Source organism: Candidatus Nitrospira neomarina (assembly GCF_032051675.1).
GTDB lineage: Bacteria > Nitrospirota > Nitrospiria > Nitrospirales > UBA8639 > Nitrospira_E > Nitrospira_E neomarina.
On record NZ_CP116968.1, the window covers coordinates 4,309,638 to 4,333,675 of the forward strand.

Here is a 24,038-nt window from a genome sequence, read left to right on the forward strand (position 1 = left end):
GCAAAATGTGAATGCGGCAAGCCAAATAATACGTATGGTTAAGGTAGGAGTTAGGCGGTGTCCAGGTTTATTGGTTGGCACCAGCGTGACATCTGCCGTAATCGAAAAAAAATGTGGCTGATTTCTTAATTCTGCCAACAGATTCTCTGGTGTGGAGCCCTGTCCTTCGCGTATATTTTTACGCGACTATGGTTCGCAGCAAGAATTAACTCTTAGTACAACAACATGATTGACGGATTGAACTATTACCAAATTCTGGGGATTCCTGAAGATGCACTCCTGAAAGAAGTTCAGAGTGCATGGCGGAAATTTGTCAAAGAAAATCATGAGGATGTCGTTCCACAAGCGGAACGACAGGCCGCCAAGGAAAGGATGTTCAGGATCAACGAAGCCTATGCCGTGCTCAGTCACGAAGAAAAGCGGGCTGATTACGATAACGGGTATATGCTGAACGGCGGGTCAAAAATTGAACTTGTCAGGAGTCGGGTCCGAAGAGCAAAAGACATCATTCTTCGAGATCGATCGCTCATTACCAGAGAAGAGATAAAGCTGATTGAATCCATTATCGATTATCTTGATAGAAGTACCCAGGAAAGATGTTTTGTCTGGATGGCCGATATCTTATGCGAACGTCCGGAAATGGCCAAACATGTGGTGACGTCGGCGTTTGATGAGCAACTGTTGGGGGTCAATACCCATTTACTCGACAGGCTCTTAGAAAAAGCGCCATACGCCATGACATGGGAAAAAATCTACCTCTATGGAGAAGAGATTCTCGGGATTGCCGGAAAGGAAAACAAAGAACGAAATTACAACCAACTCGCCCGTATCTTGTGTCACAGGCTTGATTTGGCGAAACACTTTGTGTACCCGTCATTTCAGGAGCAAGCCTCCGGTTGTGAAAGCTGCCTGCTGCCAACATTACTGAAATTAGCCCCAAATGAAATCACGCAGGACCATTTTAATGATTACATTGATACCGTTCACGGCATGCGGTGGATCGTTTACGGCCAGCTCAGAAACTATAACGAGCAGGCCGTTTCATGGATTCTGAAGGCCCGGCCAGATCTTGTCAGAAAGCCGGAAGAGAAACCAGCACCGAAGGAGTTGCCACTTCCCTTGCGGTCATGACCCTAGGGTCTAATGGTATTGCTTGAAGGTAAAGAGAGACTTTGTCTGCTATTCTCATTTGGGCCAGCGCCATTCTAAGCATTCCCTTCTTCGTCAGTTACATATCCATCACAGAAGAAATCCAAATTAAGTTTGGCAAGCCTTTTTATTTATCTGAACTAATGACAATTGCAAATTGGCCATTATTTGAACTCAAGTAGCACCATATCTCTGGCTTACGAGATTTTACTACCAGATTCTCAACTTCTGTTATTCGTGTCTCAAGCCAATGCAGCGCATCGCGAAATCGGCTCTCAATGCTGTCTGTGATGGGTTGGGTTGACGTTTCTCCAAACTTGAATTTGTGTCAAGCCGGTTAGAACTTTTTGAAATCCGACCAAATCTGAGGTAGGACCTAGTTTAATTATGACTTCTTTAAGGGAAAACCCATTTGTAAAGATTCTTAGGCTAGCTATGATTTTTAACGCCGGACTTCTTCACGGGATCGATAAAGTTGGTCGAGTTATTAAGGGTATAGACATAGAAATTCTCATCGCCACCTTTCAAACCGATCCGCGAGAAAAAGGCCACGTCCTCTAAAGAAGGGTTTCTTCAGAAGAATCGTAGCCTTTTTCAATCTACCCAATTTTTTAGTGGCTAATAGCTCAAAAACCAAGAGAAGGTGAAAACAGATGAATAAGCGTATCTTTTTACGAGCACCCGTTGGTTGATCCGCAGTTATCACACTTCAAGCAGGTTCCGTTCCTTACCATTTTAAATTGCTTGCATTCCGGACAGGGGTCGCCCTCATAGCCTTTTTGCCGGGCTTCCTGTACTTCCGTGATAGTGAGGGTCTCGCGTTTCATTTCCACTTTTCTGGCGACTTTCCCATGCTCTCCGTTCTTTCCCACCCCGTTACCTACGGACTTCCTGGAGGGAAACACCTCTGGACTGATGGAAGTTGAGCTGAGTGAGCGTGGGTCCACTAAACCTTCTTCGCCATCATCCGGCATATCCGTTTCCTTCTTGAGGGCATCTACGCGAAGATCTTCAGGAGCGACTTGTTCCAAATCATGCCGGTCCAGGTAGGTGATCGCCAATTCGCGGAAAATGTAGTCGATAATCGATGTGGACATTTTGATATGGTCGTTGAGCTTGACCGGTCCGTTTGGTTCAAATCGAGTGAACACAAATGCGTCCACATATTCCTCAAGTGGTACGCCATGTTGGAATCCCAGGGAAATCGCAATGGCGAAGCAGTTCATCAGACTTCGAAATGCGGCCCCCTCTTTATGCATATCCAGGAAAATTTCGCCCAGAGTGCCATCTTCATATTCGCCGGTTCGGAGATAGATTTTGTGACCACCGACAATCGCCTTTTGGGTATACCCGCCCCGACGGGTTGGTAGGGGACGGCGTTTCGCCAGGTAACGGACCAGCACCCGGGAAGCCGCTTGTTTTGCCACGGAGGCGATGTGCTCATTTTGGGCGGATAAATCGCCCCATTCACTCACAGTATTGAGCGGTTGACTCAGTTTCGATCCATCCCGATACAGGGCCACGGCCTTGACCATGGAAGTCCAGGACAGCATATAAGCCTCTTTCACGGAGTCCACGGATGCCTCTGCCGGCATATTGATGGTTTTGCTAATGGCTCCGCTGATAAAGGGCTGGGCGGCCGCCATCATCCGGATGTGTGCCGGAGGAGAAATAAATCGTTGTCCTATACGTCCGCACCGGTTGGCACAATCAAATACTGACAAATGCTCGGGTTTGAGGTGGGGTGCGCCTTCGACGGTCATGGTGCCACAGCAAAAGTCCGTGGCCGCAAGAATTTCTTCCTGAGTAAAACCTAGGATTTTGAGGATATTTAATTGAGGGCTCTGAAGTTGCGATTCGGTCAGACTTAATTTTTCTCGACAAAATTCCTCGGTGAGGGTCCATTTGTTAAACGCAAAATGAATATCAAAGGCTCCGTCCAGCGTGGCCTCCATGCGTTCAAGCACCTCGCGGTCGAATCCCTTGGCCAGCAAGGTGTCATGGTTGATATAGGGGGCCTGTTTGAGCGTTCGGGTTCCCGTCGCATAGGTGATGATATCCTGAATCTGGCTGGAGCTGTATCCAAGATGCCGTAATGCGGGGGGAAGACTTTGATTGATGATTTTAAAGTAGCCACCGCCGGCCAGTTTTTTGAATTTGACCAGGGCGAAATCCGGCTCGATCCCGGTCGTATCGCAATCCATAACTAAGCCGATCGTGCCGGTCGGTGCGATGACCGTGGCTTGTGCGTTTCGAAACCCGTACTGTTCCCCTAGTGCCAATGCCCGGTCCCATGATTTTTGTGCGGCTTGCAAGAGGGTGTGGGGACATTGGTCCGGTTGAATGCCCATCGGCGGAATTGTGAGCTCTTCATATTCATCCGCCGAAGCATTGTAGGCCGCTCGCCGATGGTTTCGCATAACTCGAAGCATGGCTTCGGCATTACGTGGATAGGCATTAAAGTGCCCCAATTCTTTGGCCATTTCTGCGGAGGTGGCATAGGCTTCCCCGGTCATCAGGGACGTAATGGCGCCAGTCCAGGCTAAGGCCTGTGGCGAATCATAGGGAATCCCGATTTTCATTAGAATGGAGCCCAAGTTGGCATAGCCAAGGCCGAGGGTTCTATAGGCAAAGCTTTTTTCAGCAATTGCACGACCCGGGAATCCAGCCATCAGCACGCTGATTTCCAGGACAATCGTCCACAACCGGACAGCATGTCGAAAGCCATCAATATCAAATTGTCCTTCCGATGAGAGAAATCGTCCTAAATTGAGGGAAGCCAAGTTGCATGCGGTATCATCTAAAAACATGTATTCGCTGCAAGGATTCGAGGCATTAATCCGACCATCCTGGGGACAGGTGTGCCATTCATTAATGGTGGTGTCGTATTGCACGCCGGGATCTGCGCAGATCCAGGCCGCCCAGGCGATTCGATCCCATAAATCCTTTGCCGGCATGGTTTTGCAGACTGCACCGTCGGTGCGTCTGGTCAACTTCCAATCCCCGCCTGCCTGAAGGGTCTCAAAAAACTCATTGGGAATTCGGATGCTATTATTCGAGTTTTGCCCGGAGACCGTCTGATAGGCTTTGCTATCCCAATTGGTGTCATATTCATGAAACACAAAATGGGTAAATCCTTCCTGAGCGTAGCTGAACATCCGGTGTATATAGGGTTCAGGCACAGCGGCTTCCCGTGCGGATTGGATCGCCTCACGTAAGGAATGGTTATCTCGGGGATTGGTATCGACCTGAGTCGTCCCGTCCTGACGGGGGACATGACAGGCCTTTAAAATGGCATTCAGATGACGCGCGCAGACTTTCGATCCGGTGACCATGGCCGCCACTTTTTGTTCTTCTATGACTTTCCAGTCAATAAATTCTTCAATGTCGGGATGATCTAAATCCAGGCACACCATTTTCGCGGCGCGGCGGGTGGTGCCCCCCGATTTAATGGCACCAGCAGCCCGATCGCCGATTTTGAGAAAGGACATGAGTCCTGACGAGCGGCCGCCTCCCGATAACGATTCTCCATCGGCCCGTAACTTGGAGAAATTGGTACCGGTTCCCGACCCGTATTTGAAAAGCCGGGCTTCCCGAACCCACAGATCCATAATTCCCCCTTCATTCACCAAATCATCAGAGATCGATTGGATAAAGCAGGCATGGACTTGAGGGCGTTCATACGCATTGCGGGCTTGTTTGACCCGGTGGGTATTCGGGTCTACGTAGAAATGTCCTTGTGAGGGTCCAGTCAGGCCATAGGCAAAGTGCAGGCCGGTATTGAACCATTGGGGAGAGTTTGGAGCGGCCATTTGCCAGGCCAACATGTAGCTGAGTTCGTCTTTAAAGGTTTCCGCATCCTCAGGGGTATCAAAGTAGTGATGGGTCTTGCCCCATTCCGTCCAACAACCGGCTAGTCGATGGAACACCTGCCGGGCATCCCGTTCTCCTCCAAGAATGGGGCCGCCTTTGTCATTGAGGAGTGGTTGTCCTTGGTCGTCAAATTGAGGAACTCCGGCTTTGCGAAAATATTTTTGGGCTAAAATATCGACCGCTAATTGAGACCAATGTTCCGGGGCCAGAATATTATCTTGGTGGAACACGGCCGAGCCATCCGGATTGCGAATTTCTGATGATCGGTGTGAAAAGGGAATGGTTTGATACGGGCTTTCACCGGTTTTTGTAAATCGACGGTCAATTTTCATGTAGGACTCCTTTGGAAGAGACTGCAAACCTGAGGGGTAATTCTTCTGTCATTTTTTCCGCCTCATTTGGCGTCCCTGCCTTCCAAGAAAGCACATTGAAATTGTGCCTCTCTACTGCCTGGTATTCTCTCAGGGAATCTGGAGTTCATACAACAAGCAGTGCAACCAGAAGCCATCAAGGCAGCGTATCGGCGAATGACTGGCCTCTAGCAGGAAAGAATGGGCGTATGCCAAATGCCTGCACAAATCAGAAAAATAGGAAAAAATAAAACCGGAAGAAATAATTGGTATAAACCAATGGCCCACAATCTATAGCGGATCGAAAAAAATGTCAATACTAAATGTTGTGACTGCTCCCTCATAAATGGGGATTTCTGTGCAGAACATGTGAGTTCAAAAAACCTAATATTTCGTGCGGAGTTCTGAATGAATTTTGATGGTTATCAACAGGCTGAAATTTTCACCCAACAAGTTATGCACACGCATACGACCCAAGAAAAAAAATTTTTCGAAAAATGTCAGTGTGCCTTTTGAAATTTTCAGGACAATTCCTAACACCATTCATGATCTGAAAATTTATAGAGGAAAAATGTGTTCATTTGTCAGGGTGAAAGACGTCAGAAGGGAATCGATAGGACGTCGTTTGGAGAATTTTTTGATTTGCGACGGTATCTTATGCCACGTTAGGACATGTCGCAGGTGGACCGGATAGGGTCCAAAGGAGACCGGGAAAACTATTTTTTGAAGAAGGAGCCAAATCATGTATGTGTGGAGTAAACCCTTGGTTCTTGGATTAGTGCTGGCGTTGGTCGTGTTGGAGGGAATGTTTTTCTTCCTAATCGGCGAGGAGGCGGAAGGCCAGTTACATGTCCGAACGACTCAATGGATTACGGCCAATTATGTGTTGCTCATGATTTGGATTTTTGTCTGGATGTATGATCAAGCGAGGGTGAGAGGAAAAAATGTGTGGTTGTGGGTCTTGCCCTATGTCTTATTTCCGCTTCCGACGCTGGCATTTTTTATTTTCAGGCTGCAACGACGGATTGTCTGAGTCGATTTACCCGATAATCACACGGGCCTTGGCATAACGATAGGGTTTGCTTACGGCCGTTTTCACGGCAAATAACCCGATCATTAACGGCCCGAACCGGCCCAATAGCATGGACAGCATAATCATCACTTTTCCAAAGTCGGTAAAGAGGGCCGATAGGCTCAGTGTTTCGCCGTTCCCTAATGACATACCCACAATGCCCATGGCTGAGGTGATTTCGAACATTAGAAATAAAAACGGTTGTGACTCGGTAGAATCCAACAGGAGGGTCATGCCGGTAATCATGACAATGGCCAGGACGGTGAAGCAAAGGGCTCGAGTAATGAGGTCCTGGGGAATTCGCCGGTTAAAGACCTCGACGTCTCTATCTCGACGAAGCATGTTTATGATGGTCAGAAATACGATAGCGGCAGTGGTCGTTTTGAGGCCTCCCGCCATACTCCCGGGCGATCCTCCGATGGCCATCAATAATAACAGGAAATAGAGGGTGGCATCACGCATGTCGACAATATCAATGGATGTGAATCCTGCGGTACGGGAAACGGAATGAAAATAGGAAATTGTCAGCTTTTTCCCGATGGAGGCGGATTGGAAGGTGGAGGGATTGTTCCACTCCAATATGGTAATGCCTATTGTTCCCCCTACGATAAGCAGGGCGGTGGTGACGAGCACCAATTTGGTATGGGTCTGTAGACGAAAGCGTTGCCCACGAAGATTGCCCAGCAGATCTTCAAAGACAAAAAACCCGATGCTTCCGAAGATCACCAAAATGGTGATGATTCCATTGATGGACCAGTCTGTTTGAAAGGACTTAAAGCTATCAGAAAAAAGGGCAAACCCGGCATTATTAAATGCCGAAATGGAATGGAATATCCCGTAATAGGCGGCGGTCCCCCAAGGCAATTCGACGGCAAAGCGAAGCGTGAGCAACACCGCGCCTAGGCCCTCTAATCCGAAAGTAATCATGGCCACCAGTTTCACGAACCGGACCAATCCCTGTAAATCCATGGTATTCATGGATTCGCTGAGCATCATGCGGTCTCGCAACCCCAGGCGACGCCCTAAAATGAGTAAAATCATCGTGGCCATTAAGGCGTATCCTAATCCTCCAATCTGAATCAATCCGAGAACCACGCCCTGCCCAAACAAGGTGAAATCATGAGGAGTATCCACGACGATGAGACCCGTCACGCAGACCGCAGAGGTTGCCGTAAAGAGCGCGTCAAGGAATGAAATGTCCACTCCGGGATGAGTGGCGAATGGCAGCATGAGTAGGCAGGCACCGAAGAAAATGAGTCCGAGGGCGGCTAATGCGACAATCTGGCCCGGCAGCAACCGAAAGCCGACAAAACGAGCTATCAGGAGTCTTCCGAAACCGTCAGTCATTGCTTGAGGGGAGAGGGTTCGATTGAACGTGAACAGGACAAGGAGATAGGGTCATGGTGTTTGAACCAACGGGACTGCCAAGCTGTGGTCCATATCCAAGCACAGGCCTTTTGTTATAAAAAAGAAGTGGGCGGGAGACAAGATTGAAAGACGATAGATAACTGTAGGGCAATCCCCGAATGTGCCCGGCTGCATCTAGGATATAAAAAATATTAGCATGTTCGATCGGCAATGGAAACCTGGTTTCCCCTGCCTTGTTGTGTGGAAAGGCCTTCTTTATAATGCTTTGCCTATGAATTCTGATGATTTCCAACAACCCCAACCGCGTGTCACGTTGTATACGTTAGGGTGTCGACTCAACCAGGCTGAAACGGCTCTACTTAAAGACGGGTTTCAGCAAAGCGGATTTATCCCGGTCGAGTTTGGCCAGGAAACGGATGTGTTTGTGATCAATACCTGCACCGTCACGGAAGGGGCTGAGGTGGATTGTCGACGAATCGTTCGCCAGGTCCTCCGTCATTCCCCCCATGCCTTTGTCGCTGTTACCGGGTGTTATGCCCAGACCGGCTTGGAAGTGCTTCGTCGCATGGCCGATATTGACCTCATTGTCGGCAATCAATTCAAAATGAAGCTGCCTGAGATCATTCCGCCTTTTCCCCGGCTTAAAAAACAACCTGAGCCACTGGTGCATCATGGACGAATTGATCCTAAGAATTTTTCGATAGAAGGCGTTGGAGCCTATACGACGACCCGGGCAAATCTAAAAATTCAGGACGGGTGTCAGTTTATGTGTTCGTTTTGTCTGATTCCCTTTGCCAGAGGCCGGGAGCGAAGTCGGTTTCTGGAGGATGCGGTTTGTGAGGCCGAGCTGTTGGTGGAAAGGGGGCATCGGGAATTAGTGCTGACGGGGGTAAACATCGGGCAATACCGTGATGGAGCTGCCGATATCCTGACCCTCATTCAACGCTTTGAAGCTATTAAAGGTCTGGAGCGGATCCGTATTTCCTCTATTGAACCCACCACGGTTCCTGAGAGTCTCCTGGACTATATGAGTAGTTCCACCAAGCTGTGCCGGCATTTACATGTTCCCTTACAGAGTGGGGACGATCGTATCTTGCAGGCCATGAATCGCCGGTATTCCGTGCGAGAGTACCAGGAGTCCATGGAATCAGCACTGAAACGCATTCCAGATCTGTGTTTCGGCACGGATGTACTGGTGGGGTTTCCTGGGGAGGGCCCACGAGAATTTGCGAATACGGAAGCGGTGGTCAGGGATTTTCCTTTTGCGTATTTGCATGTGTTTAGTTACTCGCCTCGGCCCGGTACGGCTTCCACCAAATTACCGCATCCCGTGTCTCCCGTTACGACGAAAGAGCGGAGTCGATCTTTGCGGAAAATATCCGATCATAAGCGAATGGCGTTTCAACAGCGGTTTGTCGGGCGACGAGTCTCGGTGTTATTTGAAGCAGCGGAGGCCGACGGGTATTGGCCGGGGCTCACAGATAATTTTCTTCGTGTCACCGTTCGTTCTCCACATTCGCTCCGGAATACTATTCAGCCGGTTGTCGTGACCGGCATGATGTCGGATACGACGTTGGGGCTGCTGGAGCCAATTTCTGAAAGTCCTCCGCCGGCACAGGATCTGTTCTCTTCTTCACTTGTGTGTGTTTCATAAGAAAGGCGATATTTGTGAGCGGACCCCCTTTACTCCTCCCTACCAGTCTGAAGGCCAGGACCCGTTCCCCTGGTCAAAGTGGCTATCAGGTGTATATGGAGACCTTCGGGTGTCAGATGAATGAATATGATTCGGAAATCGTTCGGTCGCTGTTAAAAACCCGGGGATTTCAATTTACGCCGCATGATGATGAAGCCGATGTGATCCTGTTTAACACCTGTGCCATTCGTGAGAATGCACATAATCGCGTGTATGGCCATTTAGCCCGCTATACCAATAGAAAACAGGAACGTGGATTGGTCATCGGGGTATTAGGCTGTATGGCGCAGAATCTGAAACAAGAATTGATGGATACCCGATCGTTTATTGATGTACTGGTCGGGCCGGATGGGTACCGGCGACTGCCTGATCTTCTTATGGATGCACTGGAGAATCGTAAACGAGGATTGGCCGTTGATCTGTCTGAATACGAAACGTATGCCCATATCGTCCCGGACCGGCCGGATGGAATTAATGGATGGATTGCCGTCATGCGGGGCTGTGATAATTTTTGTTCCTTTTGCGTGGTGCCCTATACGCGAGGACGAGAACGTTCTCGAGACCCTGAGGGAATAATTCAGGAAGCCCATCAATTGGTCAGTCAGGGGGTTCGGCAAATCACATTATTGGGACAAAATGTCAATTCCTACCGGTCAGGGGAATGGGATTTTGCCCGATTGTTAATCGCCGTTGGGGATGTCCCAGGGATTCAGCGTGTGCGGTTTATGTCGCCCCATCCTAAAGATTTTCCTCCTGCCCTGCTTGAAGCCGTTGCGGAGCATCCTGCCGTCTGTAAAACGATTCATTTGCCGCTGCAATCGGCTAATGATCGAATTTTGGATCGGATGGGTCGGGGTTACACTCAACGGGAGTATCGTAAGCTGGTGGAGGCTATTCGAAAAAAAGGTCCTCTTGTTTTGACCACCGATATCATTTGTGGATTTTGTGGAGAAACCGATGAGGAGTTCCAGGAGACCTATCGTCTTATGCAAGAGGTGGGATATCAGGCAGCGTTCGTATTCAAATATTCTGAACGAAAGCACACAATTGCAGCCAGAAAATTTGTGGACGATGTTCCTGAGCAGGTGAAGGGATACAGGACCAACCAGATCGTGGAATTACAAAAAGAAATTTCCCTTTTAAAAAACAAAGAACTCATCGGCACCACGGTGGAGGTTATGCTGGAAGGGCATTCCAAAAAATCCGACCTTCAATGGATGGGGCATAGCGACCACAATGTGACGGTTGTCTGGCCCAAGGATGACAAAGTCCGTCAACCAGGAGACCTTGTGCCCGTTCTGGTCATGGATGCCTCGCCTTCGACCCTTTATGGGCATGTCCGATCCTGATGAATTTGGTGTGCTCCCGAAGGCAAAAAGATTCTTAACCCCACCCTCCATAAATCTTCGATTTTCCTGCCATTCCCTATGCTCGGTTTCTCCTAAATTGTCTCTTTTTCCCGGTTGAGGGCGTGATTGCGTTGGAGAAATCAGTCAACCCGTAAGCTGGTTCTTTCTCAAGTCAGGTACTCATTGTCCGATAAAATCTTTGAATACTTGTGGAATTCCGGTCGTATGCCGGCGGGAACGAAATGTCCTTCAACTTCCTGGTGCTCATTCGGAAAAGAATTCCCTATCCAATCGATTTATGAAGACAAGCCTATACGTGGATAAGTCTGGATGATTGGTTTATGAAGAAATGCTGTTGTGGGAAATGGTGACAAGGGATGAGGTTTGACAAATAATGGATCCCCAGATTCTGCAGCGTATAAAAAATTGCAAGACCCTTCCGGCGATCCCTGCGTTGCCTCTGCAAGTCCTACAACTGTGTCGGGATGAAAGGACGACCGCCCAACGCATTGGTGACGTCATTAGCAAAGACCCGTCCTTTGTCGCCAAGTTGTTGAATGTGGCGAATTCCAGTTTTTACGGGGGCAGTCGACATAAAGTGACGACCGTCACCCATGCGGTGACCTTATTGGGCATGAATTCCATTGCCACGTTGGCGTTTTGCTTTTCGTTATATCGGGACTTACGAAAAAAAGGTGGTGGTGCGTTTGATCATACCCACTTTTGGCATCGATGTATTTTGGCGAGTTTGGCCGCGAAGATTTTGGCCAAGCGCGTCCGGGTGACGAACGAAGAGGAGGTGTTCCTTGCCGGATTATTGCAGGACCTTGGCGTATTGGTGATGAGCGAGGCGTTAGGCATGGAATATGGATTACTTTATAAAAAAGCTGCGCAGGATCATCAGACACTTGAGGCGTTGGAACAAGATCGATGGAAAACGGATCATTGCGAGATCGGAGCATGGTTGGCGGAGACATGGGAATTACCTGAATTATTGCGAGAATCCGTCAAGGGGAGCCATGACCCCTCTTTGGCGTCGGGGAGCGATGACGTCTCCCGGTTAACTATTCAATGCGTGGCCTTGTCGGGGCGGTTAGCTGACATGTGGTGCCACCAACAGCCCGAGGTGGCTATTCAATCGGCCATTCAATTTTCAAAGGAGCTTTTGGAAATTGAACCTGACGGACTTGTGGAAGTGGCCAAACAAATTGCTGACGGCATCCCCGATATGTCCAGTTTTTTTCAGATCAGCTTGGGTAAACCCGAAGATATTCAAAAAGTGTTGGATCATCTTATTCAAATTGTAACGGGCCTCTCTCAACCAGAAAGTTCAGAACCCATCCCTGCCCTTTAAGTCAGTGGTTCCTTCAAGGTTTTTCCTGAGTTTCTCCCAGCATTCAACCAATATCGCTTCCATTAGCCGAATGGATTTGCACGTGGCTTCTTATGTTAGGGGGGGATGGCGTGACAAGTCCGTCGTTTACCAGGAAATGCCGAGGGCCTGACTTAGGAGCCTGTCGGACTTCGGATGAATCGGCTGCAAAAGTGACTCAGCGGTCCATATTTCGCCGCGTCCTTGGCCCATAGTCCCAATATGGGTCGGCAACATCGTCAAAATCTGTCCTCGCTCAGCCACATTTTCGCTATCGATTCCCAAAGTCCGCCAGACTCCTAGGAGTTCTTAAGGCACAAAGCGACATTCACTCGCGAAGGTGTTGAGTGAAAAAGTATTTATCCACTCAAAGGGAAGGACAGGATTGAGGCCCAGTCCATGGGATGTTCGCTCTTGGCATGGATAAGATGGATTGTGTCGACTGTGAAGTTGAGGGACAATGCTTGAGATAAGGAGGACGTGATTTTGTGTTTCAATTCAAGGGAATAATGACCATACAAGAGACTGAGATGGGGCATAAAGGGGTTAGGTGCTTTGACGAACAGTCTATTTGCCAATTCATGCGCATTCGTGAGCGCCGGTGTTTCCTGAGCCTTTAAGAACACGCATTGAAAGTACTGATCACCACAGGCCGGTTCGGCCAGAAAAATATCGAAGGGTGCAAGCGATTCTCCGAGTTTGACGCATCGAAGGGATATAGCCTCCTCTGTTCCTGGCAGAGAACCCAGGAGCGTCACATGCGGGTCGAAGACTGGAGCGTGATACGCTTTGCTCAAGTCGGTAATGGTCTTTTGGAGAATGTCGTAGACCTGACCCGTAGGTGTCAGCCAGAGGTGATAGGCGCTTGCCATGCGCACCTTTCAGATCTGTAGAGAAGTGCCTGAATAACGCATATTTATGGGCTATGGCCCAAAGGAGTACCTCTAGGTAGAGGCCTTTTCTTTGGATTTTGAGGGTTTAATACCAGTCCAGATCAGCAGGCCTCCAATCATGATCAATGCCAATGGAACGAGCATCAATACAAAGAGGTTCCCTTTGGCTTGCCAGGCTGCTGTGCCCATTGTCCCGCCCACAAAAGCCAACGCGGTGCCAAGTGTGATCAGGATGATCCTTACAATGAAAATTGCGACATGCTTGACCTTGCTTGGATGCGCTTTTGGACGTTCTGCTTCTCTACCGAACAAGAGTGTTGGTCTCGTGGCCGGGGTGTGCCTTCGTTCCCCCTTGGTGCCTGGTACACCAGGTGGTTGCTTGTCACTGTCTTTTTTCCTGATGGGCCCAAGGATTTGAAATTTGATAGCAACGAATCCTTGATTTGCGACAGAGATGGAATCCAGCCTGAGTTGCAAAAATGGCCAGAGCCCGCTAGTCACAATCTGTTTGGCTACATCACCTGGAACATAGCCCAGCATATCCCGTTTCGTAGAAAAGATTTGCTCCGATACCCCAAATATCTTGATGGCATGAGGGTCTTGGGGATTGCTCGGTTCTTGTTCCCAGTCCAATAGGTGTTTGGAGCCTTGGATAAATTGCCAGACAATGGCCTGCCGTTCTTGAATTCCCTGAATCTCAAGGTTTTCATAGTAGATTTCATACCCGACTTGAATTGGGGGCAAGAAAGAAATGCCTTCAGGCATGACAATATTCTGATGGGCTTTTCGTTCCGACATATTTCAGCTGTACCTATTTCGTTGATTTAAGGGGCAGAAATGGGGACTTCTCCCACGAAAAAATGTCCTTTGTTCTATATCAACAGGGTCCTCTCTTTGGGCGTGGTGCATAAGACTGGATTTAACTCAAATCAAGCAAGGTTTCTTACACCATACAAAAATTGGAGGGTAAAGGAAATGTGTACAAAGATTTGTGGCTAATTGACATATTGTTTTGGTGCCGTGTTTTTAACCCACCAGAAGAGTGGCGAATCCCTCAAAAAAAATTGGGTTGGTAGGAAATTTGATCACACGGAGGTCTCATTTCTACCCTTGTTCATAAGGGCAGGGGGAGAGTGCCATGTTGAATCTGAAAGGAGAGCTATGAGACAGGGGGACTCATGAGTCAAAGAGAAAAGAATTCGGGGAAGTCCGCCTTTTTTACTTTCGTTTTTGGGATTAGGAAGGAGTTGCCTATAGGGATGAGAATCATCGCATGAAGATGAGATAGGATTATTTCATAACCCATAAAAGAATCGCGGCAAAGAGAAAGAGCCACCACCTGACACTCAACGAGAGTTTTTCTCCCTCGCTTTGGTAATAAAAACGTTTGTCCATCTCATATATCCTCAGTTGATGATTTCAAAATACAGGCGTATGTTCATGCTTACCATTACACTTAGGACCTACATTCCAGTCAGGGGCTATTGTAGGAAGGGTCTTTGCACAATGAATAATTGGGTTAGAAAAAAAAGAGCCTGCCCCATGTGGGGCAGGCTCTTGGGAGGCCAAAAAGTTATGTGTGGATTTCTTCGTGTTCGAGCCTTATCTCCTTCTCTCAGGGATTCAGCGAGTGCGTTGTTATCGCTCTAGGGTTGAATGTCCCAGGAGGAGGGGACTGTATCAGGAGAGCCGACCCCAATCAGGACTACCCCATTCATCAGCCAGACTTTCACCTCCCCTGTAGACGTATTCTTCAAAACCACGTCGGCTTTCCCATCCCCATTCATATCCCCCACCTGCTCAATCTTCCACGCCGAGGCGATGCCGCCTAACACTTTAGATGACGCAATAGAAGTCCCATTCATGAGCCAGATGGCCACAATGTCGCTTGTGTCATTCTTCCAGATAAAGTCGGCCTTCCCATCGCCATTGAAATCGCCAACACCCTCAATTTTCCAATCCGTGGAGGTGCTGCCGGGAAAGCCCGTGCTGGTCACAGTAGTCCCATTCATCACCCACACGGCCACGGCCCCATTGCTGCCGTTATGCCAGATGATATCGGCCTTGCCGTCCCCCGTCACATCGCCGATCCGCGTGATCTGCCAATTGAGCGGCACCCCGCCCGGGAAGGCAACCGAGTCCCTGGCGGTTCCGTTCATCACCCAGATGGCGGTGTTGCCGTCACTGCTATTGCGCCATATCAGATCGGCTTTGCCATCGCCGTTGACATCCCCGACGGCCTGAATGACCCAGGCAGTCGGCGCACTGCCGGGAAAACCTGTGGATGTCACGGCCGTGCCGTTCATCACCCATATCGCCACCGTGCCGTTGGTACTATTGCGCCAGATGACATCGGCCTTGCCATCTCCTGTCACATCGCCGATTCCCGCGATCTGCCAATTGAGCGGCACCCCGCCCGGGAAGCCGACCGAGGCCCGGACTATCCCGTTCATCAACCAGACGGCCGTGCTCCCGGTGTTTGTGTTGCGCCAGATCAGGTCGCCCTTCCCATCTCCATTGAGGTCATAAGGCGTATTTTTGGGTAAAACGACAGGAGGAGGGACAGCCCCACTTCTGGTATCTGTGCCCATCTGAGTCCACTGACAGGTATCTCCCACGAGATCCTGACCGGCAAGCGTGTAGGTCAAGGTATTTCCCACAAGGGAAGCGGTTAAAGTGGATGTGCCGCTATACCAAAATCCGCCGTTGAGAGTAACCACATACGGACATGACGCATTCACTGTACCATTCGCTGCTACGGTTCCTGAACAGGTCACTGTTTGTACAGCGGTAAATCCGTTATCCACCACGGTCTCCACCTGTGTTACGCTCCAGTTGGGGCCAGTTTGGTTGGTAATACTGTAAGTGCTCCCTCCGGGATCATTGAACGGTCCATTATCATCCGCGTCCTGACACCCCGTTGCTGAACCACTACTCGGGCCGTCTTTCCAGGTGCCTCGAATGTCCGGCACTGTCCCCGCTTGCAGCCTTTCTATGGCCAAAGGCATAAAAAATAATCCATTCGCTAAACCCACAATTACCAGTAAATATGTCAAATTTTTGCGCTTCATGTGAAATGCCTCCTGTTGAATCCGAACAGTCGCTTTTCACCGTTGAATCTGAAATAAGTAAAAAATAAACCTTTTGTGGGAGACACAATTCTCGTGAGCGTTAATCTCTTGTAGAAATGCACCCTTGTGGAATGGGAAGCATGAAAAGACGACCTGTCGCACAGGGAGCCTTTGTAGAAAAAATGTCCAAACCATGATGCCACTTTGTCCATCTACTCCCCCCTAGCTGCTACGACAGTTAGCGTTAACATCTTCCTGGTTGGATCCGGTCCATTAGTTTCTTGATATCCCCATTAATGAGGGTAATGCTCGGAATTCATCGAGCATGGTTCGCCCGCTCATCAAGGGCATATGCATATCTAGCAAAATTCCGTCGACCGTATAATTCATGCCCAATCCAGGCCTTCCCGTCCATTTTTCGCCAACACAGACGTGATATCCCGATTCTTTAAGGACAGAGTTGAGTAACTCTGCCACTGAAGGATCATCTTCAACCACCAAAATAGCTGCCCTGGTTTTCCCGTCATGCAAGGAATCAATTACGGAATCATGTGTGGAATCTGGTGTGTTCGTTCCTGGATTCTCCATTTCACTTGTCTTGTGGCGAGAAGGAGACAACCGGGGCTTAAGAAAAATGGCTCCTATGCAGTGGGAACCGGGTATCCGAAATTGCGGGTCCTTCACCATTTTTCCTAAACCATGGGGAACAAATTTAGGGAAAGTAATGTCTGGAATATTCCTGGATAGCGATGTGGAAATGGAGTGCTCACCTCAACCGAGTTTTTAGGCTGTAGTCGGGTTTCTTGCTCAGCAAAATCAAGAACTGCGGGAATGGGTATTCCAAGAACGTGGTGAGGGTAATTCAAGGGGAGATCTTCCGCCCTTTCTAAGGCTGAAGGGGATTGTTCAAACATTAAGGAGACTGGGGTTGAGCCTCCACAGCTTCTTTTTCAGATTGGTAGATAGGAACAATTTCGGAGAGGTGGGTCGACTCTAAAAGATCTTTGACCGTCGGTTGCGGACTGACGATACTGAGGTGCACATGATTGGGTCTCATCATGTGATACCAAAGGAATAATTGTCCTAGTCCCATTGAATCAATCCAGGTAATCTCAGAAAAATTTAAGATGATATGTTGACAGCCCATTTCCTTTGCTCCGAGGATGGCGACTTCAAGTCCCACCTTGGAACTGGCGTCAAAACTCCCTGAGAGGTCCAGTATTTTCGTGTTGTGCTGACAATGCTCTCTAACCGCTAGCATGGGTACTTCCTCCCTTCTTCTTTCATTCACTGAGGACTGAAATTAATTGTCTGATACTGTCTGGGCCTATCGTGAAGAGATCTTCGTGATGTATTCTTGACAGTTGACGCTCCCAGGAGATGGGCATCAATTCCCCAGACAGGTTAAATGAAAATACGTATATTCCATCGGGGAACTCCATCAATGAAAAAGGCGAATTCGTCTAAATGAATTGTCATTCCGTCCGCTTGCCGAACCGATTAGATCCTCTCCAGTCTTATAGTCTGGTTCAAGACCGGGATGCCTGACCCAGGTACCAAATTTAGGGGTCTTGCCAGGTAGGAGCATCAGCGTTCTAAAAACAAGTCACAACGAAGAATCTCCTGTTGAACGAAGCATAGAAAAACCTGGGATTTCGTGGTGGTTCCGGTTGCCCCATACGGGGATGTGGCACATAACCAGGGTGCCATCAGATGGTAAGATGGCACCCGTGAGGTGCGGCGAGTCAAAATTTTGAGCAGGATTTTTGCGGTTCCAGCCTTAAGGCACGAAGTTCAGGAGGGGGCGGCGGCCGTATTAACGGGAGAACGAGTGAGGAATAATCTCAGGCGGGACATTAATCATTGACACCCCAAAAAATATGAATCTCCAGACAAAATGATCGGGCATTTCTCCTTAATTAAATTACGGCCCTTACACAAGAATTGGCCTTTCCAGAGCTTATTAATTTTCACGACCACCTAATACCTACCAGACGTTCGAGAATTAAAAGTTTTCAAGATGGGTTGGCCTGTTCCTATCCAACGAATTGACGCGTTTAGGAAATAACGGGTATAAGGCTGGTTGTTCCAGGATGGAAAGAGATTGACCACTTATCCGATTTTTAAAATTTCTGCCCATAAAATTAAGACATGAAAAGTTAGTAAATGGTAGAGTGGGTTTCACCACTAACAGGTGGGAACGGTTTCCGGATTAGCATTAATTTCACGCTAGTTAATTGCCCCTGTTTGACGAGCTCGCCTAACGTATTGAAAATGCAATAAAAGCGCCCGTAGCTCAATGGATAGAGCACTTGACTACGGATCAAGAGGTTACAGGTTCGACTCCTGTCGGGCGCACCATCATCGGTTATTCGTTTTTAGAACCCCTCACATATTTTTCCAAATCCCGACGTGTTGATTTGCTGTGTGCAAGATTGAGGGGGTCTCCAGGCATTTTTCACCTAAGCCATTTGCTTGCTCTTGTCCGTATTGGCTGTCGAAGAGTTTTTCTCAATCCCGATCCGTCATTAGCTTACGAGGCAGTTCGGTAAATATGGCGAGGACTTTTTTCGGCTGCGGTGGGGAGTAGAGGGAGAGAAAAGGCGACTTCCAGGATTTTTTTTGATTCATGTTTGAAAAATTAGAAGAGTCTTGGGTGAAATTCTCAGACATGGTTTCTACCACGCTGAAATATACACGTGTGATTCATTCTGCGGTATGTGCGCTTGGACTCAGTTGCCAGAGGCTCCAACTCAGTATTTTACGGAGAGCCATCATTTCAGGACCGGTGGAAGGATTTGTCCAGGTTTTCAGGTTAAGTTTTTCCAAAGGTTGAATCGCGCGTCGATCCCCAAGGTTCCCAAGGCCCTTGACGGCTTCCGTTTGTATTTTGGGCTCTTCTGTATCCAAAGCTTTCATAAACTGAGTGAATAAGGCGGGAGCATTGCTCTGGGTGGCAATGGCGCTCAAGGCTTGCATAGCGGCTAATCTGTGGTCTGAGTTTGTGGAGGATTCCAGAAATGAAGCCAAGGCAGGGATAGCCTTTTCTCCTTGTTGCCCAAGGGCCGCTAGTGCCGTCGGTGTCAGGGGGGGGGTGGTGAGTGCCTGCTTAAGAGCTTCGAAAGCTTGATCAGAAGCCAGGGTTCCCAAAAGTTTGAGGATTGTCGTTTGTCGGTCAATATTGTTGGAGGATTTCTGAAAGAGCATCAGCAATCTGTCGGTTTGTTCCCATTCAGCCACTAGATACAATGGGAAATCATCCTGTTGAAGTCGGGTGTTTAGAGCAGTCATGGCGAAGGTTCCCGTATCCGAGGCTCCTGCGATTTCCGCAGCCTCACTTGTATCTTCAAATGAAGTGTGAACATCCCAGTTCCAAGGAGGATATTGTTCTCCATAGCGATAAGAAATATGACAGGCGGGGCCTTTCCATAATCGCGAAGTAAGGGCCGGACTGGTATGCCGATGTTTACTCGGGCCGGTGAATGTCTGTCGTTCTTCGCATTTCACCCGTATGACCGCATCGTGAGGTTCTTCTGGAGTTGCGACGATGGTAAATCCTGTGTCCGCCAATCGGTCGGTGACGGTCTTTGTGATAGCTGTGGAGTCCAGGAGTCCTCGCTCCGTGAGCGCGATGGTTTCGACCACTAAGACTTGGGCTCCTATCAGGGGATGAACTGGATGAGCCTCCAGTGGTGTTTGTTGAGCCCAGGATGGTGAGGAAAGAACCATCAGACAGGAAATTCCTCCGACTATTTGCCAAAAGACGGAAAGAGGTGTGAAGAGTGTGCTCATTATGGTACGGACCTTGATGTTCGGGTGAATGAAAAAATGAATTGTGTCGTGCACGAATTTACTTGGTCCTTGAAACCGTCGGTAAGAAGGAGAAAAAGGGGTTCTTAAGGGGGAGAATCTGGGGTCTGAGTAAAGACTCAAATGGAGAAACTAGCCACCCATCACCTATCTTATCAGGCATACAGGTCTAAAAAAAACTAGGTGAGGCAAAAAGGTGCAAGTTATGGAAGGAAATATCGCTATGGTTTCAAAAATCGAATGGTGCCTACATGCTGTTCAACGATGGGGCTTCTCATTTCTCCTTGGCATAGTGTCCATGGGGATTTGCCCAGTTTCGGCCGAAGTCCTCATCACTACGGATTTTGAATCGGGGACCCTTTCTGACTGGACGGTGTTTTCTACCTCGAATGGAACCTTAGGGGGCAAGGGATTTCCTATCGTTGCCCTGTGTGATCTTGGGAACCCGGTTTCTCCCTCTTATTGTCTTCAAGTCCAAGTCGGCCAGCTTCATTTTGCTCCTGCCCATGACGTGCAACAAGGTGGAGGGATTAGTCTCACCACAATGACAATTGCCGGCCTTATTCAGCTCTCAGCCCGTGTGGGGGCCACCTACCATTCTCCCGATTATAAAAGAAATCTGAATGGGGGATTGTTTGAATGGGTTGTTGATGATCAAGTCATAGCCGATTTCGATGTCGGTCCGATGGAAGATGGTATCACGGTTCAGCAACATTTCATTGGAACAGTCCCTGTGGCAGCAGGTCGTCATATCATCCAGCTTCGGGTGACCCGTCCCTTTCAGAGCGGTGCCGGCAAGCCCTCACCGGTTCAGTTTATAGATGATGTTGTAGTGGAACTCCTTTCCGAACCCTGAAAGGTCCCTTCAAGCTTTGAGCTTTGTTGAAGATAAAGTCTGTCCTTCCTTTGCCGGCATGCCGGGTTAAGACTGGAGCGAGGAAAACCGATATAGGAAGACACCACCCAATATCACCACGAAAGCATCTTCTATGGTTATTTCCGAACGGAGTCTCAGCCCCGATACCTTGGTGGAGACTTTTATGGGTCGATTTGATCAACATGCCAGACAGGATTTTAAATGGCGGATTGATCATGCCATTCTGCAAGGTTATCGGTTTGTGATGTTAAATATGGTGGCCGTATCATTTATTGACAGCGCTGCCCTCGGATGGTTGGTTCTCGCCCAACGGCGCTTTCAGCGAATTGGTGGCAAACTGGCCATTATTTCTCCGATAGGGTTTGTCCGGGATGTCCTGGAAATCACTGAAATTGGGGAATGGATCCCTATCTTTTCCAGTGAGGATGAAGCCTTGAAGATCTTTGAATCTAGCAAAGAACATCCAGCGGAGTCTTGACGATGGGAACATCGACTGCACTGAGACAAGATTTCCGGCAACCGATACCAATTCCTCAAGGAGATCGACGGTCTTTTCGCCGGATGTCCATCAAACCCTACCAAGTGCTTCCGGTTGCCATACGTTATGGGCAAGACACAGTGTGTCGGGGCCGTGTCCTCAATCTCAGTCCTCAGGGCATGCTCGTTGAATTCCCCGACAATCAAATTCCTTCTGTGCTAAGGGGCACCCAGGTGTCTGTCAAACTGCATTACCTCGGCGATAGCATTTGGTTGCCTGGACTTGTCCGGCACTGCAAGGGCCAAAGGATGGGATTTTTGTTCCCGGCCCTGACCAACCATCCCTCGAGAGCGACCAGGCACCCATTGACCATCGTTCTGCATTCTCTTTCTCGCGCAGTCACCTCTCTCTAATTTTTTCTCTTTTTCATCATTTCAGCCATGTTCCCGATCCTGAGCAGATATTCATCTGACTCCTGAACAGAACGGCATCAGTAGAAACGTCCTCGTCCAACGCAACACCCATGACGGATTCCGTCTTCAGCTAATGGGGCTGTTGAAAAAAGCCGCCAGCGGCGTTCTCGCCATTTTCCCGTGCTCACGTACTGGAAGTACGCTCTGCGCGCAAAACAAAAGGTGTGCCCTTCGGGACACGGCAGGCAATTTGCGGCCTTCCCTTCGGCATGACTCAGGGCAGGACTGGACGGACTTTTTTGAACCGCCCCGAGGCCTCTAATATGCAACGTGCCTGTGGGTCAATATGCCCTTGGAAATTGGTTTTATTCAACACTCCCTTAATTGAAAAAGCGAAGTCTGGCGAATGAGGATTGGAAGGACCAACGACACATGAAATATCCGCCGTTAGAGAGGGACGGACGTGTCTGGATTTCAACAAGGATTATGGTCTGTTGAAGACTGAGGGACAGTTCGGGGACTGGTTTTGGTGACCATCGAGAGAGTTTTGGGGGATCGGATTGTCCGGGCGATGGGTTCCTGAATAGCTAATAGGCATTCTAGGCGGGGACGGACCGAATCCAGGTCTTTGTGTAGATGAATTTCAGTGATGCGGTTGTCATTGAGATCGATGGCTTGGCAAATGGCATCCTGCGCGATTTTGAGCCCGCCATCCAGATCCCGTCGCAGGGCTGTTTTGAAGTGGAAGCGGAGGGAAAGGCTAAGGGTGTGGTTCTCCAATTGCTCTAAAAATTCCGTTCGATGAGATGATTGCCGCAAGATGGTGAGTAGGTGGCGGGCCACGGCGGTCTTATACTGCCGGCCTGGGGAGGCCAGGACCCTCCGTCCGTTGACGGTGGCGTATTGATGATTAATGCTGGGTGGAAGCGGTAAGACAACAAAAAGTTCGCGAGTCGACAGAGTATCGGCGCCCAAATTCGACCAATCCATCCCAGAACCTGCTGTTTTGGCTTTTCGTTTATGACTGTGGAGGAGGATCAGGCCACCTTTCCCTTTGGACTGCAAAAGCTTGGGAAGGGAGGGAATACGAATCGTTCTCAATGGGGCATCTATGAAAGGGGTTTGGTATCGGTGTTGGAACAAGGCAAAGGGTCTGTTAGAGGAGGCTCTGAATTTTGCTCATGCTGTGTTCAAAGGTGTCTTCGTTTACATGGACAAAACGTCGCCATTCCGATGGATTCCACACTTCAAGGCGATGAAACATGCCCACTAATACCACTTCCTGATCCTCATCCACCGGGACGAGTTTGCGAAACCGGCCCGGGATAAGGATGCGACCTGCCTTATCCATTTCTGAGGCGGAGGCTTCCGAGACCATGTGATACATGAAAAGGCGTCGTTGATCTTCATCAAGAGATTGTTTGGCGTTTTCCAGGATTTTGGCCCATTCCGGATTGGTATAGGCGGAAACGGGCATATCCTGCCCCTTGAGAAACATCAGACTATTTCCGTGAATTTCGATTTCTTCACGAATAGGACTCGGGACAACAAATCGTCCCTTTTCGTCGATTTTACAATAATATTGTCCGGCAAACATGCAGAATGTTCCTGGGATCTCCTGAAGTCCTATCTGTGAGTGTAGCTTACCGAAAGTTTAAGAAAAGTCAAGTAGTTTTGCTTGAGTAGTCGAGCTAGTCGCCTTCGGTGGCAGGCATCCCCATATCCATCTCGTCTGTGTCCATCGCGTCCATGGCCTCGTCCATGTCATCTCCCAGGTCTTCTCCCATCTCCTTACCCATTTTTTTCATGAAGCGGGCCATGCTCTGTGGGTCGTTTTCGTCGAGGTCCCCGAAGTTACTGGGATCGGCCAAGGCTTCCATTCTGGCTTCTTCCGATTTGGGTGCAGCAAAGCGGGACATGATGCGTTCAAGGTTGGTACTTTGGCAATGCTTGCAGGATGGGACTGGGGCTTTCGAGGTGAGGATTAAAAAGGAGTTGCGCTTCCGGCAATCCTGACAACGGTATTCGTAAATGGGCATTGAGTCGTTCCTCCTGATCGCAATGTAGGGGCTGTATATATCGCAAAATTGTTTCTTTGGGAAGAGTCGAAAATTGATTTATGCGAATCGCAATATCTCAATTACGTGAATGGTGCGGAGGTATCGGACTTATTCTTCTATGACCCTCATAGAAGGGGCTGGTGAAAAGGACCAATCGAGAAAAGACAGACACGGGGAAAAGTCATGGAGGTGGGGATTTATTCAGAGAAA

At 48.9% G+C, this 24,038-nt stretch carries 19 protein-coding genes and 1 tRNA gene; 9 read left to right on the forward strand and 11 right to left on the reverse strand.

Annotated features, from left to right (window positions below):
* The first annotated feature begins 225 nt into the window (after window positions 1–225).
* Entirely contained in the window at window positions 226–1,131 is a 906-nt protein-coding gene (locus PQG83_RS18690) for a J domain-containing protein (protein WP_312744292.1), read from the forward strand.
* Between the two features lie 689 nt (window positions 1,132–1,820).
* Here PQG83_RS18690 and PQG83_RS18695 read toward each other — a convergent pair.
* The gene (locus PQG83_RS18695; RefSeq protein ID WP_312744294.1) at window positions 1,821–5,354 is read right to left on the reverse strand and encodes a vitamin B12-dependent ribonucleotide reductase; all 3,534 of its coding nucleotides are present in this window, start codon (window positions 5,352–5,354) and stop codon (window positions 1,821–1,823) included.
* Between the two features lie 760 nt (window positions 5,355–6,114).
* On the opposite strand from PQG83_RS18695, the gene PQG83_RS18700 reads away from it, so the two are divergent.
* Window positions 6,115–6,405: a hypothetical protein gene (locus tag PQG83_RS18700; protein WP_312744296.1), complete on the forward strand. Its 291-nt coding sequence runs from the start codon at window positions 6,115–6,117 to the stop codon at window positions 6,403–6,405.
* Between the two features lie 6 nt (window positions 6,406–6,411).
* Here PQG83_RS18700 and PQG83_RS18705 read toward each other — a convergent pair whose 3' ends face one another.
* Window positions 6,412–7,791, reverse strand: coding sequence for a TrkH family potassium uptake protein (locus PQG83_RS18705; protein ID WP_312744298.1), 1,380 nt, complete (start codon window positions 7,789–7,791; stop codon window positions 6,412–6,414).
* 292 nt (window positions 7,792–8,083) lie between these two features.
* Between PQG83_RS18705 and mtaB the strand changes: the two genes are divergently transcribed.
* The 3 genes from mtaB to PQG83_RS18720 all read left to right on the forward strand — a co-directional run bounded on the left by mtaB (window position 8,084) and on the right by PQG83_RS18720 (window position 12,208).
* A complete protein-coding gene (gene mtaB, locus PQG83_RS18710) occupies window positions 8,084–9,466 on the forward strand; it encodes a tRNA (N(6)-L-threonylcarbamoyladenosine(37)-C(2))-methylthiotransferase MtaB (RefSeq protein WP_312744301.1) in 1,383 nt (460 codons plus the stop codon).
* A 14-nt stretch (window positions 9,467–9,480) separates the two neighbouring features.
* The gene (gene miaB / locus PQG83_RS18715; protein WP_312744304.1) at window positions 9,481–10,854 is read left to right on the forward strand and encodes a tRNA (N6-isopentenyl adenosine(37)-C2)-methylthiotransferase MiaB; all 1,374 of its coding nucleotides are present in this window, start codon (window positions 9,481–9,483) and stop codon (window positions 10,852–10,854) included.
* Between the two features lie 394 nt (window positions 10,855–11,248).
* Window positions 11,249–12,208 (forward strand): HDOD domain-containing protein, encoded by a 960-nt coding sequence (locus PQG83_RS18720; protein WP_312744306.1) that lies wholly within the window; start codon window positions 11,249–11,251, stop codon window positions 12,206–12,208.
* Between the two features lie 377 nt (window positions 12,209–12,585).
* Here PQG83_RS18720 and PQG83_RS18725 read toward each other — a convergent pair whose 3' ends face one another.
* The 5 genes from PQG83_RS18725 to PQG83_RS18745 form a co-directional block, all read right to left on the reverse strand.
* Entirely contained in the window at window positions 12,586–13,098 is a 513-nt protein-coding gene (locus PQG83_RS18725) for a 2'-5' RNA ligase family protein (RefSeq protein ID WP_312744308.1), read from the reverse strand.
* Window positions 13,099–13,170: 72 nt separating this feature from the next.
* Window positions 13,171–13,917 carry a hypothetical protein gene (locus PQG83_RS18730; RefSeq protein WP_312744310.1) on the reverse strand — a complete coding sequence of 249 codons (747 nt, stop codon included), beginning with the start codon at window positions 13,915–13,917 and terminating at the stop codon, window positions 13,171–13,173.
* Window positions 13,918–14,765: 848 nt separating this feature from the next.
* The gene (locus tag PQG83_RS18735) at window positions 14,766–16,190 is read right to left on the reverse strand and encodes an FG-GAP repeat domain-containing protein (protein ID WP_312744312.1); all 1,425 of its coding nucleotides are present in this window, start codon (window positions 16,188–16,190) and stop codon (window positions 14,766–14,768) included.
* 273 nt (window positions 16,191–16,463) lie between these two features.
* Window positions 16,464–16,778, reverse strand: a complete 315-nt coding sequence (locus tag PQG83_RS18740; RefSeq protein WP_312744313.1) for a response regulator — start codon at window positions 16,776–16,778, stop codon at window positions 16,464–16,466.
* Window positions 16,779–17,103: 325 nt separating this feature from the next.
* Window positions 17,104–17,451 (reverse strand): STAS domain-containing protein, encoded by a 348-nt coding sequence (locus PQG83_RS18745; protein WP_312744314.1) that lies wholly within the window; start codon window positions 17,449–17,451, stop codon window positions 17,104–17,106.
* 1,024 nt (window positions 17,452–18,475) lie between these two features.
* Here PQG83_RS18745 and PQG83_RS18750 point away from each other — a divergent pair.
* Window positions 18,476–18,551: transfer RNA gene (locus tag PQG83_RS18750), tRNA-Arg, on the forward strand.
* 345 nt (window positions 18,552–18,896) lie between these two features.
* Here the strand turns inward: PQG83_RS18750 and PQG83_RS18755 are convergent.
* Window positions 18,897–19,982, reverse strand: coding sequence for a HEAT repeat domain-containing protein (locus PQG83_RS18755; RefSeq protein WP_312744315.1), 1,086 nt, complete (start codon window positions 19,980–19,982; stop codon window positions 18,897–18,899).
* A gap of 241 nt (window positions 19,983–20,223) precedes the next feature.
* On the opposite strand from PQG83_RS18755, the gene PQG83_RS18760 reads away from it, so the two are divergent.
* The 3 genes from PQG83_RS18760 to PQG83_RS18770 all read left to right on the forward strand — a co-directional run bounded on the left by PQG83_RS18760 (window position 20,224) and on the right by PQG83_RS18770 (window position 21,768).
* Window positions 20,224–20,856 (forward strand): hypothetical protein, encoded by a 633-nt coding sequence (locus PQG83_RS18760; RefSeq protein WP_312744317.1) that lies wholly within the window; start codon window positions 20,224–20,226, stop codon window positions 20,854–20,856.
* A 133-nt stretch (window positions 20,857–20,989) separates the two neighbouring features.
* Complete coding sequence (locus PQG83_RS18765) at window positions 20,990–21,355, forward strand: STAS domain-containing protein (protein WP_376753542.1); 366 nt, start codon at window positions 20,990–20,992, stop codon at window positions 21,353–21,355.
* Window positions 21,356–21,357: 2 nt separating this feature from the next.
* A complete protein-coding gene (locus PQG83_RS18770; protein ID WP_312744319.1) occupies window positions 21,358–21,768 on the forward strand; it encodes a PilZ domain-containing protein in 411 nt (136 codons plus the stop codon).
* 474 nt (window positions 21,769–22,242) lie between these two features.
* On the opposite strand, the gene PQG83_RS18775 is transcribed toward PQG83_RS18770, so the two are convergent.
* The 3 genes from PQG83_RS18775 to PQG83_RS18785 form a co-directional block, all read right to left on the reverse strand.
* Complete coding sequence (locus tag PQG83_RS18775) at window positions 22,243–22,758, reverse strand: RusA family crossover junction endodeoxyribonuclease (protein ID WP_312744321.1); 516 nt, start codon at window positions 22,756–22,758, stop codon at window positions 22,243–22,245.
* A 166-nt stretch (window positions 22,759–22,924) separates the two neighbouring features.
* The gene (locus PQG83_RS18780; RefSeq protein WP_312744323.1) at window positions 22,925–23,365 is read right to left on the reverse strand and encodes a division/cell wall cluster transcriptional repressor MraZ; all 441 of its coding nucleotides are present in this window, start codon (window positions 23,363–23,365) and stop codon (window positions 22,925–22,927) included.
* A 94-nt stretch (window positions 23,366–23,459) separates the two neighbouring features.
* Complete coding sequence (locus PQG83_RS18785; protein WP_312744325.1) at window positions 23,460–23,807, reverse strand: FmdB family zinc ribbon protein; 348 nt, start codon at window positions 23,805–23,807, stop codon at window positions 23,460–23,462.
* Between the last annotated feature and the right edge of the window lie 231 nt (window positions 23,808–24,038).

Coding starts and splice junctions, on each gene's coding strand:
- PQG83_RS18690 (WP_312744292.1), top strand. CDS start 226: ATGATTGACGGATTGAACTATTACCAAATTCTGGGGATTCCTGAAGAT.
- PQG83_RS18695 (WP_312744294.1), bottom strand. CDS start 5,354: ATGAAAATTGACCGTCGATTTACAAAAACCGGTGAAAGCCCGTATCAA.
- PQG83_RS18700 (WP_312744296.1), top strand. CDS start 6,115: ATGTATGTGTGGAGTAAACCCTTGGTTCTTGGATTAGTGCTGGCGTTG.
- PQG83_RS18705 (WP_312744298.1), bottom strand. CDS start 7,791: ATGACTGACGGTTTCGGAAGACTCCTGATAGCTCGTTTTGTCGGCTTT.
- mtaB (WP_312744301.1), top strand. CDS start 8,084: ATGAATTCTGATGATTTCCAACAACCCCAACCGCGTGTCACGTTGTAT.
- PQG83_RS18720 (WP_312744306.1), top strand. CDS start 11,249: ATGGATCCCCAGATTCTGCAGCGTATAAAAAATTGCAAGACCCTTCCG.
- PQG83_RS18725 (WP_312744308.1), bottom strand. CDS start 13,098: ATGGCAAGCGCCTATCACCTCTGGCTGACACCTACGGGTCAGGTCTAC.
- PQG83_RS18730 (WP_312744310.1), bottom strand. CDS start 13,917: ATGTCGGAACGAAAAGCCCATCAGAATATTGTCATGCCTGAAGGCATT.
- PQG83_RS18735 (WP_312744312.1), bottom strand. CDS start 16,190: ATGAAGCGCAAAAATTTGACATATTTACTGGTAATTGTGGGTTTAGCG.
- PQG83_RS18740 (WP_312744313.1), bottom strand. CDS start 16,778: ATGGAGAATCCAGGAACGAACACACCAGATTCCACACATGATTCCGTA.
- PQG83_RS18745 (WP_312744314.1), bottom strand. CDS start 17,451: ATGCTAGCGGTTAGAGAGCATTGTCAGCACAACACGAAAATACTGGAC.
- PQG83_RS18755 (WP_312744315.1), bottom strand. CDS start 19,982: ATGAGCACACTCTTCACACCTCTTTCCGTCTTTTGGCAAATAGTCGGA.
- PQG83_RS18760 (WP_312744317.1), top strand. CDS start 20,224: ATGGTTTCAAAAATCGAATGGTGCCTACATGCTGTTCAACGATGGGGC.
- PQG83_RS18765 (WP_376753542.1), top strand. CDS start 20,990: ATGGTTATTTCCGAACGGAGTCTCAGCCCCGATACCTTGGTGGAGACT.
- PQG83_RS18770 (WP_312744319.1), top strand. CDS start 21,358: ATGGGAACATCGACTGCACTGAGACAAGATTTCCGGCAACCGATACCA.
- PQG83_RS18775 (WP_312744321.1), bottom strand. CDS start 22,758: ATGGATTGGTCGAATTTGGGCGCCGATACTCTGTCGACTCGCGAACTT.
- PQG83_RS18780 (WP_312744323.1), bottom strand. CDS start 23,365: ATGTTTGCCGGACAATATTATTGTAAAATCGACGAAAAGGGACGATTT.
- PQG83_RS18785 (WP_312744325.1), bottom strand. CDS start 23,807: ATGCCCATTTACGAATACCGTTGTCAGGATTGCCGGAAGCGCAACTCC.